The organism is Paraburkholderia sp. AV2 (assembly GCF_054968425.1).
This window is the reverse complement of the sequence record NZ_JBANLK010000001.1, coordinates 87,922-106,768: the sequence shown is the minus strand read 5'-3', so window position 1 is coordinate 106,768 and position 18,847 is coordinate 87,922. Positions and strand designations below refer to the sequence as shown.

General features: G+C 65.4%; 20 protein-coding genes. 11 read left to right on the top strand and 9 right to left on the bottom strand.

Features of this window, described 5'->3' with window-relative positions:
- Positions 1-54: 54 nt before the first annotated feature.
- Together V8683_RS00525 and V8683_RS00520 are read right to left on the bottom strand one after the other, a co-directional pair.
- The gene (locus V8683_RS00525; protein ID WP_411187621.1) at positions 55-852 is read right to left on the bottom strand and encodes an endonuclease/exonuclease/phosphatase family protein; all 798 of its coding nucleotides are present in this window, start codon (positions 850-852) and stop codon (positions 55-57) included.
- A gap of 67 nt (positions 853-919) precedes the next feature.
- On the bottom strand, positions 920-1,423 hold the full coding sequence (locus V8683_RS00520; protein WP_411190461.1) for a hypothetical protein: 504 nt from the start codon (positions 1,421-1,423) through the stop codon (positions 920-922).
- Positions 1,424-1,765: 342 nt separating this feature from the next.
- On the opposite strand from V8683_RS00520, the gene V8683_RS00515 reads away from it, so the two are divergent.
- Complete coding sequence (locus V8683_RS00515) at positions 1,766-2,872, top strand: NAD(P)/FAD-dependent oxidoreductase (RefSeq protein WP_411187619.1); 1,107 nt, start codon at positions 1,766-1,768, stop codon at positions 2,870-2,872.
- A 143-nt stretch (positions 2,873-3,015) separates the two neighbouring features.
- Positions 3,016-3,327 carry a high-potential iron-sulfur protein gene (locus V8683_RS00510; RefSeq protein WP_411187617.1) on the top strand — a complete coding sequence of 104 codons (312 nt, stop codon included), beginning with the start codon at positions 3,016-3,018 and terminating at the stop codon, positions 3,325-3,327.
- Positions 3,328-3,406: 79 nt separating this feature from the next.
- Here V8683_RS00510 and V8683_RS00505 read toward each other — a convergent pair whose 3' ends face one another.
- Positions 3,407-4,921, bottom strand: coding sequence for an amidase (locus V8683_RS00505; protein ID WP_411187615.1), 1,515 nt, complete (start codon positions 4,919-4,921; stop codon positions 3,407-3,409).
- 139 nt (positions 4,922-5,060) lie between these two features.
- Positions 5,061-5,759, bottom strand: coding sequence for a dienelactone hydrolase family protein (locus V8683_RS00500; RefSeq protein WP_411187613.1), 699 nt, complete (start codon positions 5,757-5,759; stop codon positions 5,061-5,063).
- Between the two features lie 596 nt (positions 5,760-6,355).
- Between V8683_RS00500 and V8683_RS00495 the strand changes: the two genes are divergently transcribed.
- Positions 6,356-7,501 carry a branched-chain amino acid ABC transporter substrate-binding protein gene (locus tag V8683_RS00495; RefSeq protein ID WP_411187611.1) on the top strand — a complete coding sequence of 382 codons (1,146 nt, stop codon included), beginning with the start codon at positions 6,356-6,358 and terminating at the stop codon, positions 7,499-7,501.
- 135 nt (positions 7,502-7,636) lie between these two features.
- Here the strand turns inward: V8683_RS00495 and V8683_RS00490 are convergent, their stop codons facing one another.
- Positions 7,637-8,830, bottom strand: a complete 1,194-nt coding sequence (locus V8683_RS00490) for an MFS transporter (protein ID WP_411190460.1) — start codon at positions 8,828-8,830, stop codon at positions 7,637-7,639.
- A gap of 306 nt (positions 8,831-9,136) precedes the next feature.
- Between V8683_RS00490 and V8683_RS00485 the strand changes: the two genes are divergently transcribed.
- The 3 genes from V8683_RS00485 to V8683_RS00475 all read left to right on the top strand — a co-directional run bounded on the left by V8683_RS00485 (position 9,137) and on the right by V8683_RS00475 (position 12,187).
- Positions 9,137-9,805 carry a HugZ family pyridoxamine 5'-phosphate oxidase gene (locus V8683_RS00485; RefSeq protein ID WP_411187609.1) on the top strand — a complete coding sequence of 223 codons (669 nt, stop codon included), beginning with the start codon at positions 9,137-9,139 and terminating at the stop codon, positions 9,803-9,805.
- 408 nt (positions 9,806-10,213) lie between these two features.
- Positions 10,214-10,519: an H-NS histone family protein gene (locus V8683_RS00480; RefSeq protein ID WP_411187607.1), complete on the top strand. Its 306-nt coding sequence runs from the start codon at positions 10,214-10,216 to the stop codon at positions 10,517-10,519.
- Positions 10,520-10,993: 474 nt separating this feature from the next.
- Positions 10,994-12,187, top strand: coding sequence for a cation diffusion facilitator family transporter (locus V8683_RS00475; protein ID WP_411187605.1), 1,194 nt, complete (start codon positions 10,994-10,996; stop codon positions 12,185-12,187).
- A 39-nt stretch (positions 12,188-12,226) separates the two neighbouring features.
- Here the strand turns inward: V8683_RS00475 and V8683_RS00470 are convergent, their stop codons facing one another.
- The 3 genes from V8683_RS00470 to V8683_RS00460 all read right to left on the bottom strand — a co-directional run bounded on the left by V8683_RS00470 (position 12,227) and on the right by V8683_RS00460 (position 14,054).
- Complete coding sequence (locus V8683_RS00470) at positions 12,227-12,685, bottom strand: Lrp/AsnC family transcriptional regulator (RefSeq protein WP_027793282.1); 459 nt, start codon at positions 12,683-12,685, stop codon at positions 12,227-12,229.
- Positions 12,686-12,789: 104 nt separating this feature from the next.
- Positions 12,790-13,410, bottom strand: coding sequence for a 3'-5' exonuclease family protein (locus V8683_RS00465; RefSeq protein ID WP_411190459.1), 621 nt, complete (start codon positions 13,408-13,410; stop codon positions 12,790-12,792).
- Positions 13,410-14,054: an MBL fold metallo-hydrolase gene (locus V8683_RS00460; RefSeq protein ID WP_411187603.1), complete on the bottom strand. Its 645-nt coding sequence runs from the start codon at positions 14,052-14,054 to the stop codon at positions 13,410-13,412. Before V8683_RS00460 ends, V8683_RS00465 begins: the two co-directional genes overlap by 1 nt.
- 728 nt (positions 14,055-14,782) lie before the next feature.
- Here V8683_RS00460 and V8683_RS00455 point away from each other — a divergent pair.
- Entirely contained in the window at positions 14,783-15,385 is a 603-nt protein-coding gene (locus V8683_RS00455) for a septal ring lytic transglycosylase RlpA family protein (protein ID WP_411187601.1), read from the top strand.
- A 54-nt stretch (positions 15,386-15,439) separates the two neighbouring features.
- Here V8683_RS00455 and rsmI read toward each other — a convergent pair whose 3' ends face one another.
- On the bottom strand, positions 15,440-16,333 hold the full coding sequence (gene rsmI / locus V8683_RS00450; RefSeq protein ID WP_411187599.1) for a 16S rRNA (cytidine(1402)-2'-O)-methyltransferase: 894 nt from the start codon (positions 16,331-16,333) through the stop codon (positions 15,440-15,442).
- A gap of 37 nt (positions 16,334-16,370) precedes the next feature.
- Between rsmI and V8683_RS00445 the strand changes: the two genes are divergently transcribed.
- The 4 genes from V8683_RS00445 to V8683_RS00430 all read left to right on the top strand — a co-directional run bounded on the left by V8683_RS00445 (position 16,371) and on the right by V8683_RS00430 (position 18,729).
- Positions 16,371-16,871 (top strand): YraN family protein, encoded by a 501-nt coding sequence (locus V8683_RS00445; protein ID WP_411190458.1) that lies wholly within the window; start codon positions 16,371-16,373, stop codon positions 16,869-16,871.
- Positions 16,872-16,968: 97 nt separating this feature from the next.
- Complete coding sequence (locus V8683_RS00440; RefSeq protein ID WP_027793288.1) at positions 16,969-17,556, top strand: phosphoheptose isomerase; 588 nt, start codon at positions 16,969-16,971, stop codon at positions 17,554-17,556.
- Between the two features lie 25 nt (positions 17,557-17,581).
- On the top strand, positions 17,582-18,373 hold the full coding sequence (locus V8683_RS00435; RefSeq protein ID WP_411187596.1) for a BON domain-containing protein: 792 nt from the start codon (positions 17,582-17,584) through the stop codon (positions 18,371-18,373).
- 74 nt (positions 18,374-18,447) lie between these two features.
- The gene (locus V8683_RS00430; RefSeq protein ID WP_411190457.1) at positions 18,448-18,729 is read left to right on the top strand and encodes a c-type cytochrome; all 282 of its coding nucleotides are present in this window, start codon (positions 18,448-18,450) and stop codon (positions 18,727-18,729) included.
- The last annotated feature ends 118 nt before the right edge of the window (positions 18,730-18,847 follow it).

Below are 18,847 nucleotides of genomic sequence, written 5' to 3'. Positions count from 1 at the left end.
TCTTAACGCGTTGCTGCGCGCCGCTTCGAGATTCTCGCGCGAGACGCCGACGGCCTATTCGAGCCGCAGCCGCGCCATGTAGGGCAGGTGATCGGAGAGCCAGGCGGTTTCCTGCGCGGGCGGGATCAGTTCGACCGGCTGCAGGCCGCGCACGAACATCTTGTCGAGCGCGAGCGCAGGCGAGAACGCCGGGAACGTGCGCGCGGGCTCGCCCAGCAACGTCGCCACCTCCTGCATGCCGTGCTCCGCGAAGAGCGGTACGGAGTCGTTGCGCCAGTCGTTGAAGTCACCTGCGAGCACGAGGGGGCCGTGCGGCGCTTCCCTGGCGATCCAGTGCGCGATCCAGTTCATCTGGCGCAGCCGTGCGCTGCGCGTGAGCGCGAGGTGCGCGCACAGCAGCGTGACCGAGGTTCCGGCCACGCTCGCGCGCGCCACCAGCAGGCCGCGGCGCTCGAACCGGTGCGCCGAGATGTCCCAGCGCCCGCCCAGGTCGAGCGGGTGCGGCGAGAGGATGGCGTTGCCGTGACGCCACGAGGGCTTGAACACATTGGTGCCGAGCGCGATCTGCAGTTCGAGCGAGTCCGCGATCTCGGTGGCCTGGCAGTGCCAGACGTCTTCGAGCGGATCGCCGAGCGGCGCGCCGAATGTGGATGTCAGCACCGGTTGCGGCAGGCGTCGCGCCATGGCTTCCTGCAGGAAATAGGCGTCGGCATGGGTGGATTGCACCCAGCGGCGCATGGCCTGCCAGGCCTGGAAGCCCAGCGGCGAGCGGCCCTTGTGCAGGTTCCAGCTCACGGCGACGAAGTCCTTGCGGTGGGCGGTGTCGATGAGCGGTTCTTCGGGGTTTCGCATCAGCGGTCGTTCGCGGTTATTCGCGGTGGTTCGTCGTGCTTCTTCGAGTTATTGGGTGCCGCGCCGCTCACGGCTGCGGCGCGAGGCTCGCGCTGATCCGGTAGGCGAGCGATGGATCCTTGTCCACGATCTGCCAGGTCACCGTTTGGCCCGCCGGAACGTCGAGCCCCGGATGGCTGGCGTTGACCTGGCGCGGCTGCGGCGGCAGCTTGCAGCCTTCGGCCGTTTGGGGCCGGTCGTCGGATTCGAGGGTTTCCTCCGCATCGATCGACAGGATCGCGTCGCTCGCATTCGCCCGCAGCGGCGAGACGGTCACGGTGCGCTCGAGGTCGATGCTGCCGGCCGGCTGGTCCTTGCAGCCGATGTCGTGCGTGACGGCGTGATGGTGCGTATCGGTGTGTGCCTGACCTACGGTGGTCGTACCGTCGAATTCGTCGATCTGCTGACCGTCGCGCATCACCTGCAGCGTCCACTTGACGGCCTGTTGCCCGGTGTCCTGCGCCCGTGCGCCCACGGCGGCCGTGCCGAAGGCGGCGGCCAGCAATGCGGCGGCGAGGCAGCGGTTCCACAACGTCATATCGATGACTCCCTACACGTCCGCCGCATCGGAAGCGCGACGGACAGACTGGATCAGTCTGACCACCGATCCTATACCGGGTTCGCAAAAAACGAGCCCTTGCAGTTTATCGGGGTGGGGACGGGGCTTACAGCATTCGGCGGCGCCGAATTAAGGGTCGGTTGGCGTCGCACGGTGCGGCGCCGCGCGTTTGCCGCATGTCCCATCTTTGCTGCGTCGCCACAGGGCGTACAATTTCCTTGAAGCGACGGTGTGCTTCGCACGCCATCAACCCTACCGAGAGGATTGCGTCGCGGGCCGAATCCCGGCTGTCGGCGCAGAGGCAGACGCCCAGACATGGATCAGATCGACTGTGTAGTCATCGGCGCGGGCGTGGTCGGGCTCGCGATTGCGCGCTCGCTCGCGGCGCGCGGACGCGAGGTCATCGTGCTCGAAGCCGCCGACGCCATCGGCACCAGCACGAGTTCGCGCAACAGCGAAGTCATCCACGCGGGGCTCTACTACCCGCGCGGCTCGCTCAAGGCCACGCTCTGCGTGCGCGGACGCGAGATGCTTTACGACTACTGCGCCTCGCGCAACGTCACGCATGCGCGCTGCGGCAAGCTGCTGGTCGCCACGGCGCCCAACCAGATTCCGCAACTCGAGGCGATCCTCGCGCGCGGCAAGGAAAACGGCGTGTTCGACCTCACGCGCATCAGCGGGTCCGAGGCGCTGGCGCTCGAACCGGCGCTCGAATGCGTGGCGGCCGTGTACTCGCCGCAGACCGGCATCGTGGACAGTCACCAGTTGATGCTCGCGCTGCAGGGCGACGCCGAGCGCGACGGCGCAGTCATCGCGCTGAAGTCGCCCGTCGAGGCCATCGATGCGACCGCGAACGGCTTCGTCGTGAAGGTGGGCGGCGAGGCGCCGACGGTGCTGCGCGCGGCTTGCGTCGTCAACAGCGCGGGGCTCGCGGCCAACAAGCTCGCGCGGCGCATTCGCGGGCTCGACGCGCGCCACGTCCCGCCGCTTTACCTCGCGCGCGGCAATTACTTCAGCGTGTCGGGGCGCGTGCCGTTCTCGCGGCTCATCTATCCGATGCCGAACGAGGCCGGGCTCGGCGTCCATCTAACACTCGATCTGGGCGGCCAGGCGCGCTTCGGCCCGGACGTCGAATGGATCGACTCGATCGACTACGACGTCGATCCGCATCGCGCCGATGCGTTCTACTCGCAGATCCGCAGCTACTGGCCGGCCTTGCCCGACGACGCGCTGCAGCCGGCCTACGCAGGCATCCGGCCCAAGCTCTCCGGTCCCGGCGAGCCCGCCGCCGATTTCATGATCCAGGGCGCCGCCGCTCACGGCGTGCGCGGTCTCGTCAACCTGTTCGGCATCGAGTCGCCGGGGCTGACGGCTTCGCTCGCCATAGCCCAGCGCGTGTGCGAACTGGCCGGAGCCGCTTGAGCGGAGTGATTCTTATCCCCGATTGATACGGCTCTCTTATCTCCGGAATTGCAACGAAATTCCGCGGTGCTTCGTTGCTATGCTTGCGCGACGCTGTCGTCAGAACGGCGTTTAGCCCTACATACTGGAGTGGAGTGAGTCTTATGAAATCGTCCCGCCGCAGCTTTCTGATCACGAGCATGGGTGTTGCCGCCACCGTCGCGCTGTCGCGCCAGGCATTCGCCGATGCCCCGAAGGCCAGCGAATCCGATCCCACGGCCCAGGCGCTCGGCTACAAGGCCGACGCCAGCAAGGTCGACAAGGCGAAGTTCGCGAAATACGCCGCCGGTCAGGACTGCAGCAACTGCACGTTCTACCAGGGCAAGGCGGCCGACGCCTGGGCGCCGTGCCCGATGTTCGGCGGCAAAGAGGTGGCGGGCAAGGGCTGGTGCAGCGCCTATAACAAGAAGGCCTGACCGGCCGCGATCGTACCGCGGTACTGTGTGCCGCGCTTCATCAGCGCGCGGCACTACGCGTCACTGAGCGCGCGGCGCGCTAGCTGCGCGCCTGAAGGAGCGGCGGGCGCCGCCCGAACCACGGACGCGCCGCTTCGAGCTGCGCCGCAAGGCGCACCAGCAGCGCATCATTGCCCTCGCGCGCCGCGAACTGCACGCCAATCGGCAAGCCGCGCGCGCTCCACGAGAGCGGCACCGTCATCGCGGGCTGGCCCGTCATGTTGAAGAGCTCGGTGCCTCCCGCCCACGCGAACGCCTTGTTCGACGCCTCCGTCAGCAGTTTTCTCATCAACGCTTCCATGGGCATGGCCGTGACCGCGCGCATCTGCAGGCGCTCGGCTTGCGACGGCTTCAGCTCGCCGATCTTCACCGGCGCGGCGGCGAGCGTCGCGCAGAGGATCACGTCGTAGCGCGTCATCAGGTCGGCGAGCTGCGTCGTAATGCGCTGCTGCACGTCGAGTGCGCCCGGCAGCTCGCGCTCGCCGAGCTTGCTGCCGATGTGCGCCATCGCCCACGTCGCAATCTCGAAGTCCTGGCGGCGCGGCCGCGTGCCCGTGATCTGGTCGGCCTTGAGGACCATCTGCTCCGCCACGACCGACCACAGCATCAGAAACGCTTCGCGCGCAGCGGCGAAGTCGACCGGCAGCGTCACCGGTTCCACGCGATGTCCGAGCGAAGCGACGAGCGTCGCGGCGTCGTCCACGGCGGCGCGCACTTCGGGCGAGAGCTCGAAGGCGAACATCGGATCGGTGATGAGCGCAACGTTCAGCGGCTTCGCGAAGCCGTTCTGCTCGCGGGCGGCCGCGAGGAACGTGCCCGGCGCGCCGGGAGCGAGCTCGGGGTCGCCCGCCAGGAGATCGAGCATCAGCGCGCTGTCACGCACGCTGCGCGAAACGGCCAGATCGACGCCGAGCGCGCCCGGCGCCGGCGCTACGTTCGTGGGCACCTGGCGCGAGCGCGACGGCTTCAACCCGAAGAGGCCGCAGCACGAAGCCGGAATGCGGATCGAGCCGCCGCCGTCCGAGGCATGCGCGAGCGGCACGACGCCGGCGGCCACCGAGGCTGCCGCGCCGCCGCTCGATCCGCCCGGCGTGTGGTCGAGATTCCACGGATTGCGGCACGGACCGAACAGTTCCGGTTCGGTGTAGGGCATCTGGCCCAGTTCCGAGGCGCTCGTTTTGCCGAAAATGTTGAGGCCCGCCGCGCGAATGCGCGTGACGACCGGGCTGTCTTCGGCAGGCACGTAGTGCCGGTAGTGGCGGCTGCCGTAGGTCAGGCGCAGCCCGGCCACGGTCGCGCCGAGATCCTTTACGAGAAACGGCACGCCTGCGAGCGGCCCGTCGGCGAGCGTATCGGCGCCGTTGCCGTTCGCCTCGATGGCGCGCGTGCGCAGGCGCGCGGCCTCGTAGTCCTTGAGCACGATCGCGTTGATCGCGGGGTTGACGGCTTCCGCGCGCGCGATGGCGGTATCGAGCAGTTCGCGTGCGCTCACTTCCTTGCGCTTCACGAGCTCGGCGAGGCCGATGGCGTCGTATTCCAGATAGTCGGACTGCAAGGCTGGGTCTCCTGCTTTCGAAAAAACGAGACGCGGCGGTGACAGCGGGCGGCGTGCGACGGGCCGCGGCGCGTGCCCGTGACGCCGGCAGCGCGCCGCGATAGCGGGCAGCGCGGCCGGCAAAGGTGCAGAGGCCAGCTTACAGACGCTCGGCGAGGAACGTCAGCGTGCGTCCGTGGGCAAGCCCGGAGGCGTGCTGGTTGTACGACGCGCGCACCGAGCAGTTGAAGCCATGATCGGCGTTCGGGTACAGATGGAATTCGGCGTTGTCGCGGCCCGCGAAGGCCGCTTGCACCTGGCCCACGGCGTCGAGCGGAATGCCGTGATCGTTTTCGGCGTAATGGAACTGGATCGGCGCCTTCACCTTGCCGGCGAGGTCGAGCGCGTTCTGGATGCCGCCGCCGTAATAGGCGACCGCTGCATCCACCGAGCCTTCGGCCGCCGCGAGATAGGCCAGGCGGCCGCCGAAGCAGTAGCCGACCGTCGCCACCTTGCCCGTGCACTCGGGCAGGGCGCGCAACGCCGCGGCCGTTGCGGCGATGTCCTGCACGGCGAGCTTCACGTCGGTCTTTTGCAGCAGTTCGATGCCCTTGTCGCGGTCGGCGCCGACGTAGTCGAGTTCGACGCGCGGCTGGGTGCGCCAGAAGATATCCGGCGCGATGGCGACGTAGCCGTCGAGCGCGTACTGCTCGACCACGTCGCGGATATGGTCGTTGACGCCAAAGATTTCCTGGATGATCACGATGCCGGGGCCCTTGCCACCCTTCGGTCGCGCGAGATAGCCGCCGAAGCTGTCGTTGCCGGCGGGAATGTCGATCCAACGAGTCGAAACGCTCACGTTACTCTCCTTCTGATCCTGGTCGGTCGCGTTGCCGCGAAATTCGGGGGGCCAGTTTGCCACACCCTTGCCTGAGCCTGCAGCGCGCCTCGTTCCTGCGCCGGGTTCTCCCATTCAATATGTTCGCATACGTTTAATAGCATGCTTAATTGAATCGACCCGCTCCGCACGCGGTTTGCACATGGACAGCGAGCGCAAACGTTGACGCTTTCGAACACCCTTCGGCGGCTTCGCCATCATTCTCAAAAATAGCCCGTCGACGCTTCCGAAGAGCTTTCCAGAGTATTGCAAAAATCTTCTCTCACCCTTGCGGTGTAAGGTTTGAACTCAATTATTCAGGGTCTCGAAGCATCCCTGTAGAAAGCCTATTGGTACTCGCACCAATATCTGAAAAATGTCCCCGAAATTAATTTGATCGCCTACACTTGCGCGCAAGTATGACGGTACGGCTCGCCATGAGCGGGCCCGACGGCATGCTGGCCAGGTGCATTCAAGGATGCATCCTGCGTGGTCGTCCGCTCAGGGGAGCGACACGTTCGGGGCGCGGGAGCACCAGGGCGATTACGTTGCTTTTGGGTTCGAAACTGGAGACTTACATGAATATCAAGCTTCAAAAGCTGTTGCCGATCAGCGCTGCCGTCATGATGTTCGGAGCGTTTGCCACGGCATCGTTCGCAGACGAAACGGTCAAGATCGGTCACGTCGCTCCGCTGACGGGCGGCATTGCCCACCTCGGCAAGGATAACGAGAACGGCGCGCGTCTCGCCGTCGAGGAAATCAACGCGAAGGGTCTCGTGATCGGCGGCCAGAAGGTCACGCTCGTGCTCGACGCACAGGACGACGCGGCCGACCCGCGTACCGCCACCCAGGTCGCGCAGAAGCTCGTCGACGACAAGGTCGTCGCCGTTGTGGGCCACCTGAACTCCGGTACGTCGATCCCGGCCTCGAAGATTTATAGCGACGCGGGCATCGTGCAGATCTCGCCGTCGGCCACGAACCCGGCCTACACGCAGCAAGGCTTCAAGACGACCTACCGCGTCGTCGCGACCGACGCCCAGCAGGGTCCGGCACTCGCGAACTACGCGGCGAAGACGATGAAGCTGAAGAGCGTGGCGATCGTCGACGACTCGACGGCCTACGGCCAGGGTCTCGCGAACGAGTTCGAGAAGACCGCGAAGTCGCTGGGCATGAGCGTCCTGTCGCATGACGCGACCAACGACAAGGCCGTGGACTTCCGCGCCATTCTCACGAAGATCAAGGGCGAGAACCCCGACGCGATCATGTACGGCGGCATGGATGCCACCGGCGGCCCGTTCGCGAAGCAGGCGAAGCAGCTCGGCCTGCGCGCGAAGATCCTCGCGGGTGACGGCGTCTGTACCGACAAGCTCTCCGACCTCGCCGGCGACGCGACCGACAACATCGTGTGTTCGGAAGCGGGCATGGCGCTCGAAAAGATGCCGCAAGGCAAGGAGTTCGAAGCCAAGTACGAGAAGCGTTTCGGCCAGCCGATCCAGATCTACGCGCCGTTCACGTATGACGCCGTGTACATCATCGTCGACGCGATGAAGCGCGCGAACTCGACCGACCCGGCGAAGATCCTGGCCGAAATGCCGAGCACCGACTACAAGGGCGTGATCGGCGAGACGACCTTCGACTCGAAGGGCGACCTCCAGCACGGCGTGATCTCGCTGTACGACTACAAGGGCGGCAAGAAGACGCTGCTCGACGTCGTCAAGATGTAATCGCGCGGCTGCGCCGCAGCGCAGTCATGCAGCGGTAATCGAAAAGGCACGTGGACCTTCGGGGCCACGTGCCTTTTGTTTTGCGAACGGTTTTGCGTGTGGTTTGGCGTACGGCGTCGGCGGCACAGACGCGGATCAGATCCCGAGGCGCTTCAGTACGCGCGGCGCGGCGAAGGCGACCAGCGCCGCGCACAGCGCGACGACGGCAAGCCCTACGGTGAGATTCGTCACCTGCGTGATGCCGCCGATCACCACCGGCCCGAACAGCAGCCCGAAGTAGGCGATGCCCGCGACGTGCGCGAGTCCCTCGGCCGCATGGATGCCCTTCACGCGCGCGGCGGCGGCGAACAGCACGGGCATCATGTTCGCGAGACCGAGGCCCATGAGGGTGAAGCCGACGAGGGCAGTGACCGTGAACGGCAGCACGAGCGCTCCGATCATCCCGGCGCAGGCGAGCGATGCGCTCGCCATCACCAGTTGCGGCGCGCCGAAGCGTGCGCGCACGGCGTCGCCGGCGAAGCGCGCCGCGGCCATGCCGCCCGAGAACGCCGCGTAGGCCGCGCTCGCGAGCGCGGGCGTGGCGACCACGACATCGCGCATGTATACGGTGGCCCAGTCGTACATCGCGCCTTCGGCGATCAGCGCGATCAGGGCGATGCCGCCCAGCGCCCACAGGGCGGGCGTGCGCCAGCGGTTGCCGGTCCTCGCGTGTTCGCCGTGGGTGGGGTGCGGCACGTGGGGCAGCACGGCCGGGCACGAGACGAGCAGCACGAGCGCCGCGAGGGCGGAGGCAAGGACGAGATGCAGCGCGGGCGCCATGCCGCGCGCGAGCAGCGCGCCGCCGATCGCCGCGCCCGCCATGCCGCCGAGGCTGAACATGCCGTGCAGCGACGACATGATCGGCCGGCCGAGCGATTCCTCGACGGCGCTGGCCTCCGCATTCATGGCGACGTCGAGCGTGGCCATGCCGACGCCGAACAGGGCCAGCACCGCGAGCAGCATCCAGAACCACGGCACGACGAGAATCAGGGCGCCGCAGACCGACATCGTGAGGCCGCCGGCGAGACAGGCGCGGCGCGTGCCGACGCGCGCGATCCAGCCGCCGATCGTCGTCATCGCGGCGATCGAGCCGCCCGCGACGGCAAAGAGCGCGCACGAGAGCAGAGCGGGGCTCAGGTGAAAGCGGTCGCGCACCGTGGGAACGTGCACGCCCCACGAGGCATACATCATTCCCGCGACGAAGAAGAGCGCCATGGTGGCGACGCGTGCGCGCCGGCGCGTTGCTTCGGGCAGGGCGGCATGCACGGCGGCAGGCGAGTGCGCCGGCATGGGCGCGCCGAGGGCGGGATCGGTGGTGCGGTCGGACACGGCGGTTCCGGAAGAAAAAAGAGACGCTGTAACAGCGCCATAAAGAAGACGCTAAACGGAAGCTGCCTGAAAGCAAGCGATGATTCTAGCGAACACGCGCATGTCTTGCCGAACCCTGACTCGCGCGGTGCTCTAATATCTGTACGCGTCCCGCATTTCCACGCGCTTTCTTTTTTTGCGCGTTTTTTCGCGCCTTCTCGTTCTCGACAAGACGCCGTGGGCGCACAGCGATCACGCGAACGAAGCCGCCTTGCCCGAGGACGCCCCTTGAAGATCCCCGCCCACGCCCCGCTTCATCTGCTGCACCAGGTGTCCACCGGTACGCTCGCCACCCATGCCCGCGAGCCGCACGGCTTTCCGTATCCGAGCATCGTGCCGTTCGCGCCCGATGCGTTCCATCGGCCGGTGATCCTCATCAGCCGGCTGGCCGAGCACACGCGCAACCTGCTGGGTGATCCGCGCGCGGGTTTCCTGGTCGCCCACGCGCCGGACGGCGACATGCTGAACGGGCCGCGCGCCACGCTGCTGGGCCAGTACGCCTCCGTGGACCCGGATCAGGCGGAGGCGGTTGCGCGCCGCTATCTGCGCTACCACCCGGACGCGGAGCGCTACCTCGCGCTCGGCGACTTCACTTTCTGGGCGCTGCACATCGAGCGGTTGCGCTACATCGGCGGCTTTGGCGCGATGGGCTGGCTCGACGGCGCGGATCTCGACGAGCTCGACCCGCTCTCGCCCGCGGACGAGGCCGCGCTGATCGAAGCGTTCGAACGGCACCCGGCGCGGCGCGCGGGGCTCGAGCTGGCGGGCGTGGATCGCTATGGCGCCGACCTTGGCGTCGATGGCGCGCGCACGCGCTTCGTCTTTGACGAGCCTCAATCCGATCTGCAAACCTTGCATGCGGTGCTAGCCGATTGCGTCGAGCGGCATTCTGTCTGATTTTTTTCGAGATATCGGAAAACTGCCTTTATGGGTATGAGGCGGTGCTGGGACGCCGTCCAGTTATATCGCATGAGCGAGGGCGATATAAGCTCAAAACTCTCATCTGATGAAATGTTAGAATGTTTCCAACCATTTAATTCTCATCAACTGATCGTTGCCGTATCGGGATTAATCTGGCGAATAGGGTATTTAGTAAAAATACGGATTTGCATCAGATGAAAGCCTTCCGCGTGTCGCGACGATGGAAAGATACTGAAACAGGTTTTTATTATTTTTATTGTCACGCGCTTTTACCGGGATTGGTTTCTGTGTTAATCTCGCCTCCACTTTCCGGGGCAAGCATCTGTCAGTCGGCATACCGGCGCGAGACTGGTAGCCGTAATTGTCTAAACCACAAGGATACCCATGTCTTCCTACAAGGAACTACTCGCCCAGCGCGAAAAGCTGGAGAAGCAGATTGAAGAGGCGAAGGCACGTGAATATGCCGAGGTCCTCGAAGAAATCAAGCAGAAAATGGCTGATTACGGAATTACCCTGGCCGAACTCGGCGGCGGCCGCGCGAGCGGCAAGGGCGCCAAGGCTGCGCGTTCGCGCGCAAGCGTCGCGCCTAAATATCGGGATCCGGACAGCGGCAGCACGTGGTCGGGCCGCGGCAAGCCGCCGCGCTGGATTGCCGGCAAGGATCGCGAAAAGTTTCTGATCCAGAAGTAAAGCATTGCTTACTGGTGCGCTGTATAGCAGCTTATACAGCGCGCTGAACAATCGTTTTAGCCATCGGTTAGCAATCAGCTTGACAATCGGCTTTAACGTTGCGCTTTACGACCGGATTCATAGCCGGCTTCATAGCGGACTTCACAGCCGGTTTCATGGTCGCCTGGCTGTATTGACAGACATATTGGGCCCGAGCAGGAACGAGCGAACCGCTGCCCCATTGGGTATCCCGATGAATCAGAGGTGCGCTCGGGCTTACCTGGCCGTCCGATTGTAAAAAGAGAGAGCCGCGCTGTCGTTCCGACGCGCGGCTTTTTGCTATCCCGATCCCGCATGTAGAGCATGGTTGAATGCGAATACGTCGTGTTCTTGTAGGTATATGATTTAAAAGAGGTTTTTAGGGTTGTCACGAAAAAGGTGGCTTGACGCGATTACAATCGCGGCCAATCCTGATTCACCCTTTAGCTCCAACTCATGGTTTCCACAACCGATACGCTCGCATCGGAAAAACACGAAGTCGCGCGCAAGACGACGCTCGTGAGTGTCGCCGTCAACTCGGTGCTCGTGGTTCTGCAGATCGCGATTGGCGTGATTGCGCATTCGCAGGCTCTCGTTGCCGACGGTGTTCATTCGCTGGCCGATCTCGTCTCCGATTTCGTGGTCTTGCTGGCCAACCGGCATAGCGGCGCCAAGCCGGACGCCGATCACAACTATGGCCACAGCCGCTATGAGACGGTCGCGTCGCTCTTTCTCGGCGCGCTGCTGATCACGGTCGGCATGGGCATGCTGTGGCGCGCGGGAACGCGCATCGCCGATCTCGGCGCCATTGCGCCCATTCACCTGAGCGCGCTGGGCGTGGCCCTGCTCGTGCTCGTCTCCAAGGAAGGGCTCTTTCGCTACATGCTGGGCGAGGCGCAGCGCGTGCGCTCGCAGATGCTCATCGCCAACGCATGGCATGCGCGCTCGGACGCGGCATCGTCGCTCGTGGTGGCGATCGGCATTATCGGTAGCCTGGCGGGCTGGCGGCTGCTCGATCCGATCGCGGCAGCCATCGTGGGCTTCATGGTGGCGCGCATGGGCTGGGTGTTCGGCTGGGACGCGCTGCAAGACCTCTCCGACCGAGCGCTCGACGAAGCCGCGACCGCCGACCTGCGCGCGCTCCTGCTTTCCACGCCGGGCGTGCGCGACGTGCACGAAATGCGCACCCGCAAGACCGGCGACCTCGCGCTGGTGGATGCGCACATCCTCGTCGAGCCCTTCATTTCGGTCTCCGAGGGGCACTACATCGCGGAGTCGGCGCGTGCGCGCGTCCTCACCGATGCGCGCGTGCTCGACGCGTTGATCCACGTCGATCCCGAAGACGACATGCACGTGCGGTCGGTGGCGAGCCTGCTGCCGCGCGAAGCCCTGGCGGATGCCCTGCGCGAGGCGTTCGCCGGGCACGGCGTGCATGTGGAGGCCGTGACGCTGCACTACCTCAGCACGGGGCTGGCCGTGCAGGTTGCACTCGCGGCCAGCGACGACATCGCGCGGCTCGCGGAAATGGATCTGGAGACGATCAAGCGGCGTATCGGCGCGAGCCGGCTCGACGTGGTGCACGTGGTGGGCGCGGACGCCATTGCCGCGGTACGCGGCGAGCCCGCCGGCACGCCGCGGGCAGCCGGTTGACGGCTGAGGCTGACGGCGGCGCGGCGGCCGCCCCGGGCCTCAGAGCGGCAACTGCGTATCGAACTTGATTTCGCGGAGCACGACGCTCGTGCGCACCTGCGCCACCGCCGGAATGCGGAAGATGCGCTCGTGCAGGAAGTTATCGTAGGCTTTGATGTCCGGCGCCACGATCTTGAGGATGTAGTCCGACTCGCCGGTGGTGCTGTAGCACTCGGTGACTTCGGGGCAAGTGGCGATTTCGCGCTCGAATTGCTCGACGCCGCCTTCGGTGTGCCGCGTGAGATGGATATGCGCGAGCGCGCAGACGTGCAGACCGAGTTTTTCCCGATCGAGCAGCGCCGTATAGCGCTGGATCACGCCCGACTGTTCCATGTCCTTGATGCGGCGCCAGCACGGCGTGCTGGACAGGCCCACCTGGTCCGAGATTTCCTGCACCGACCGGCGCGCATCCAGCTGTAGCAGGCGCAGGATCTTCTGAGAGAACGTATCGAGTGTCAACTGCGCCTCCGTTTTTGCGTCTTGCTATTCCCGAATGTTAGAGGGCAGGAAAACGAAACGCAATGCGAAGTACGCCTGATGAGGAAGATCGCCTGATTTGTTCTCTAACTGGCGGCATTTTGCCCTGACGCGTCCCCATCAAGCGCGCTCGCGGCCTGCTGGGCGCGCAAGTCGGCCAGCATGTTGCAGAAGAGGGCGCCCTGCTCGATGGCGTCGTCGAGTGCGACATGGGTGTGAGGGTGGTCGTCGAACCAGTGCTTCGGGAAGCGCGGCTTGATGCACTTGCGGTACGGCAGGCCCGTCATCGCGAACGCGAGCGTCTTGATGTCGAGCGCCGACCACGAGAACGGGCAGCGCCCCGCGAAACGCATCATGTACCAGAACATGAAGGTGAAATCGAAGCCCGCGGGCATGGCGACGAACACCGGCTTGCCGGGCAGCGCCTCGACCCAGTCGACGTAAGTCACGAGCGCCTCGGCTGGATCCTGCAGATCCTTGCGGCAGGCCGCCCACGCTTCGGGCTGCGTCTCCCACCAGGCGGCCTGCACGGGATGCGGCGCGGCGCCCTCGAGCGTCATGAGATTCGCCGAAAAGGTGGCGACGAGGCGCTTGTCGGCGGTATAGGCCGCCGATGCAAAACTGAGCATCGAGTGCGGGCCCGGAATCGGCCCGTCGGCCTCGACGTCCGTGCTGACGTAGATTTCCTCAATGGCGGGGGTATTCATCATCCGGGAATGCTGTCTGCTACATAGGGATTGGAGCGGCGCTCTTCGCCGAACGTCGACGCGGGGCCGTGACCCGGCACGAACGTGACATCGTCGCCGAGCGGCCAGAGCTTTTCGCGGATCGAGCGGATGAGGTCCGCGTGATTGCCGCGCGGAAAATCGGTGCGGCCGATCGAACCCGCGAACAGCACGTCGCCGACAATCGCGACGCGATGCGGCCGGCTGAAGAACACCACGTGGCCCGGCGTGTGGCCGGGGCAGTGATAGACCTCCAGCTCTTCGTTGCCGACGCGCACTGTCTCGCCGTTATTGAGCCAGCGGTCGGGCTCGAAGGCTTCCGCGTGACCGAAGCCGAAGCGCACGCTTTGCTGCGGCAGCATGTCGATCCAGAAGCGCTCGTCCTCGTGCGGCCCCTCGATCGGTACGCCGAACTTCGCGGCCAGCGCCTTCGCGCCCGCGCAGTGGTCCACGTGACCGTGCGTGAGCAGCACCTTTTCGAGCTGCACGCCCTGGCGCTCGATCTCGGCCTCGATGCGCTCCAGATCGCCGCCAGGATCGACAACGGCGGCGCGCTGCGTCGCCTCGTCGACAAGAAGCGAACAGTTTTGCTGGAATGGGGTGACGGGTATCAGCGTGATCTTCATGCGCTTGGGCGGATGGCGGAGAACGAACGGCCTGGCCGGCAGACCGCGATCGGAGACCCGATTGTACCGGCGCACAGCGAGGACCGCCGGCGACCGCTGGAATGCGGTTTGCGATCCGGCGGCAAGCCTTGTCTGACAAGGCTTTGGCCGCCGCATTTGTTACACCGGCGTATAAAGTTCATAAAAATTCGGGGGTTACGTGCGTGACAGGAATTACTTTTGGGTATAATGCGGCCCAACGCGCACGTTTTTTACGTGCTTTCACCAGGTGGTGCGACCCGCTCAGAAAAGGGTCTCGATGCATCACCGTCAAGCAGTGCTGTCGTCTGACGACCGCCCCTTTTGCGGACTGAAGCGACGGCAAATCAGGTGCCGATCCGTTCGGCACCGCACGTCTTGCCCAGCCAGGCGCTACGCGCCTGCAACGGCCTTGCTGCCGTGACGCTGGGTGGGGCCTACGCCGCCGTTCCTGTGCGCCGTGTGTTACCGGCGCGCCTGAACGTGTAGTCCATGTTCGATGGCGGCATGTGGGGTCTGGTCAGGCTGCCGGGGACAGGTTGCGCCAGACGTGAAAGATAACCAGCGGTTAGTGACCCATGAGGGGTCGCATCCGGGTGCCGGCTCGAGCTCGTTTTTTCGCGAGAGGGGTTGGTTCGTACCCGTAGCCGCCGAAGCTTACAGTTGCGCGCAACGACGACGCTGGGGCTTCGACATGTGACGACTAGCTTATGAAACTCAGACTGACTCGACGAAGACTCGGGAGTCTTGCCGCCGTGTCCGTGCTGGCCGGTTGCGCCATGCCGCCCGGCGCGCAGAACCAGGCGGACGGGTCCGCGCTCAGCACCAAGGACGCGCACATGGCCTTCGCCGCGCCTCAGGGCTACGGTTCCGCACTGGCCGCGCTGCCCGCATCGAGCGCCGCCAACGACAAGACGCTCGCCGACGCCGATCCGATCGGCGATGGTCCGGACGTCTCCTGGTTCCACCAGATCGGCCGCGCCTCGTGGTATGGTCGCGCCTTCCACGGCCGCCGCACCGCAAGCGGCGAGCGCTTCGACATGGGATCCCTGACCGCGGCGCACCGCACGCTGCCGCTCGGCTCCTACGTGCGCGTGAGCGTGCCCGAGACGCACAAGTCGGTCATCGTGAAGATCAACGACCGCGGACCGTACGCGCGTGGCCGCGTGATCGACCTCTCGTATGCTGCTGCGAAGATGCTTGGCGTGCAGCACGCCGGCACGGCTCGCGTGACCATTGAAGGACTTCCGCGCGAGGAGGCGAAGGCCGAGCAGGCCGAACAGCTCGCCGCGATCTCGAACGGCGACCGCTGATCCTGGCGTTGCCGTCGAACCTGGAAGGGCCGCTATGCGCGGCCCTTCTGCATTTCAGTCTCCCTCTCCTTCTTCCTTCAACTCGAGCGCACGCGCATAGAGCGCATTGCGCGACGCGCCGGTGAGCGTGGCCGCGATTTTCGCCGCGCTCTTCACGGGCACTTCCTGCAGCAGCATGCGCAGCAGCGCATCGTGATCCTCTTCCGACGACTCGCTCGCATTCGCACCTTCCACGACCAGCACGAACTCGCCGCGCTGATGGTTCGCATCCTCGGCGAGCCACGCTGGCGCTTCGGCCAGGGTGCCGCGATAGAGCGATTCGTGTAGCTTCGTCAATTCGCGGGCGATCAGCACGCGCCGCGCGGGACCGAACGCATCGGCCAGCGCCTGCACGGTTTCGACGATGCGATGCGGCGCTTCGTAGAACACCATCGCGTGCGCATGCGCGGCGAGCGGCTGCAGCGCGGAGGCGCGCTGCTTCGGCTTCGGCGGCAGGAAACCGAGGAACGTGAACGTCGACACCCAGTCGCCGGCCGCGCTCAACGCGGTCGCGAGCGCGCTCGCGCCGGGCAGCGGCACGACCTGGAAACCGGCCTCGCGCACGGCGTCGACCAGCTTCGCGCCGGGGTCGGAAATGCCGGGCGTGCCCGCGTCCGAAACGCAGGCCACGCGCTCGCCCGCGCGCAGAAAATCGATCACGCGCTCGGCCGCCTCGCGCTCGTTGTGCTCGTGCACGGCGATGAGCGGCTTCGACATGCCGTAGCGCGTGAGCAACTGGCCCGTGTTGCGCGTGTCCTCGGCCGCGATGCGATCGACGAGGCCGAGCACGTGCAGCGCGCGCAAGGTGATGTCGGCGAGATTGCCGATTGGCGTCGCCACGACGTACAGCGTGGCGGCCGGATATTGCTGGGCCTGTGCGAGTTCGGAAAGGGACGAAGGAGACGTCATGACACGGAACGCGCGAGCGAAAGAGAGGAGGCCGACATTGTGCCACGCGGGGAAACGGGCGTTGGCGGGGGAAGGGCAGAGGCATTCTCCTGCTCGTTCTCGTGCCACTGGTGCTGCGAATGTTCAGGACGTCGACAACTTTTCCGGGTGTCGCGAGTCGAACGCCCAATCGCGCGCGACGGGCGCGCGTTTCGAAGCACGCGCGCTCGACTTTCTGCGCAGCCAACGGCTCGTGCCTGTCGCGCGCAACGTGCATTGCCGCGGCGGCGAACTGGACCTCGTGATGCGCGATCGTGACGGCACGCTCGTTTTCGTCGAAGTGCGCGCACGCACGCGGAACGACTACGGCGGCGCGGCGGCGAGCGTGGGGTGGCACAAACAGCAGCGCGTATTGCGCGCCGCGCGTTACTTCCTGGCGACGCGCGCGAATGCGCAAAAGCCTGGGGGCGCCACGCCGCCGTGCCGCTTCGACGTGATCGCATTCGAACGCGGACGTCTGACGTGGATACGCGACGCCTTCCGCGCCGATGGCAGTTGAATGCGCGGAGAACGCGCGCGAGTGCGCTAAACTTGCGGGCATCCGCTGACAGAACAGCGGTTTTCTCGCGATACCCGCAGTACAGATTAGAGAGTCGATGTCCGTCGAACGTATTCAACAACACTTCCGCGACAGCGCAGCGCTCAAGCTCGCTGCTATGGAAGCCCTCGCGGTGCCGATTGCGGCCACCGTCGACACGATGTTCGCCGCGCTGGCGAACGGCAACAAGATACTGGCGTGCGGCAACGGCGGATCTGCCGCCGACGCCCAGCACTTCGCGGCCGAACTGATCGGCCGCTTCGAACGCGAGCGCCCGGGCCTGCCGGCCCTCGCGCTCACCACCGACGCCTCGGTACTCACCGCTGTCGCCAACGACTACGCGTACGACCAGGTCTTCGCGAAGCAGGTGCGCGCGCTGGGCCAGCCCGGAGACGTGCTGCTCGCGATCACGACCTCGGGCAACTCGGCGAACGTGCTCGCGGCGATCGAAGAAGCGCACGAACGCGAAATGATCGTGATCGCGCTGACGGGCAACGGCGGCGGCAAGGTGAACGAAACGCTGGCCGATACCGACATCCATTTGTGCGTGCCGTCCGAGCGGACCGCGCGCATCCAGGAAGTGCACCTGTTAACGATTCACTGCCTGTGCGATGGCATCGACGCGATGCTGCTGGGCGACGACTGACACCGAAGGACGAAGGAGAGTGACGTTGAAGAGCAGATACGGCATCAGTAGCGCCCTGGCCCGAACGACCCTGACGATCGGATTGGCGGCTGCACTCTCGGCGAGCCTGCAAGGCTGCTTCCTCGCGATTGCGGGCGCGGCGGGCGGCACGGCGCTCGTGGCGACCGACCGGCGCACGGTGGGCTCGCAAACGGAAGACCGCGAGATCCAGGTGAAGGCGCTTTCGGATATCTCGAACAAGCTGCCGGACTCTTCGCATATCAACGTGGCCGTGTTCAACCAGCGCGTGCTGCTGACCGGCGAAGTACCGGACGACGCCTCGAAGCAGAAGGCCGGGGACATCGCGCGGGGGATTACGAATGTCGATTCGGTGGTGAACGAACTGGCGGTGCAGCCGGCGAGCTCGTTCTCCTCGCGGGCTAACGACTCGTATCTGGAAGGGCGCGTGAAGGCCGAACTGATCGCATACAAGGATATTTCCGCAAACGACTTCAAGGTGGTGAGCGAGCGCGGCACGGTTTATCTGCTGGGGCTCGTGACGCGGCAGGAAGGGGACGTGGCTGCCGATGCGACCAGCAAGGTCATGGGCGTGCAGCAGGTTGTGAAGGTTTATCAGTACATCCAGCCGGGGCAGGGTTCGGGAGCTTCCGCTGTCGCGGCCGCGAGTGCGCCGCCGCCGGCCGCGCATCCCGTGGAGGCACCGATGGTGGGCGCCGTGCCCGATGCTACGGTGAGTTCGCGGCCTATCGAGCAGCAAGCGCCGGCGCCGGTTACCAGCTCGTCGCCCGCTGAGCCGGGGAATGGGAAGGCTTTGTGATGAGATTTTTGAGCGGTCGGCGAGTTTTGCTGGTTGCGGGGTTGGCGCTTGCTGGCGTGATTGCGGTGGCGCCGATGCGGGCTTGGGCGACTCCGGATGGGCTGGCTGTGGCTCGTAACAACGCTTGTATGGGCTGCCACGCCGTGGATCGCAAGCTTGTTGGGCCTTCGTTTCAGCAGATCGCTGCACGGTATAAGGGGGATCCTGCCGCCCAAGGCAAGCTGGAGAAGAAGGTGCGGGATGGTGGCGCCGGGGTTTGGGGGGCGATTCCTATGCCTTCTCATCCTGGGATGAGTGCCGTCGATATTCATACTGTCGTGGGTTGGGTGCTGGCTGGAGCGCCTTCTTCCAATTGATATTGAGGGTGGGCAGGTTTTGTGCTTGCCAACGACGATTTTGGCTGTGCTAGAATCGTTGCTTCGTTGCTTCGTTGCTTCGTTGCTTCGTTGCTTCGTTGCTTCGTTGCTTCGTTGC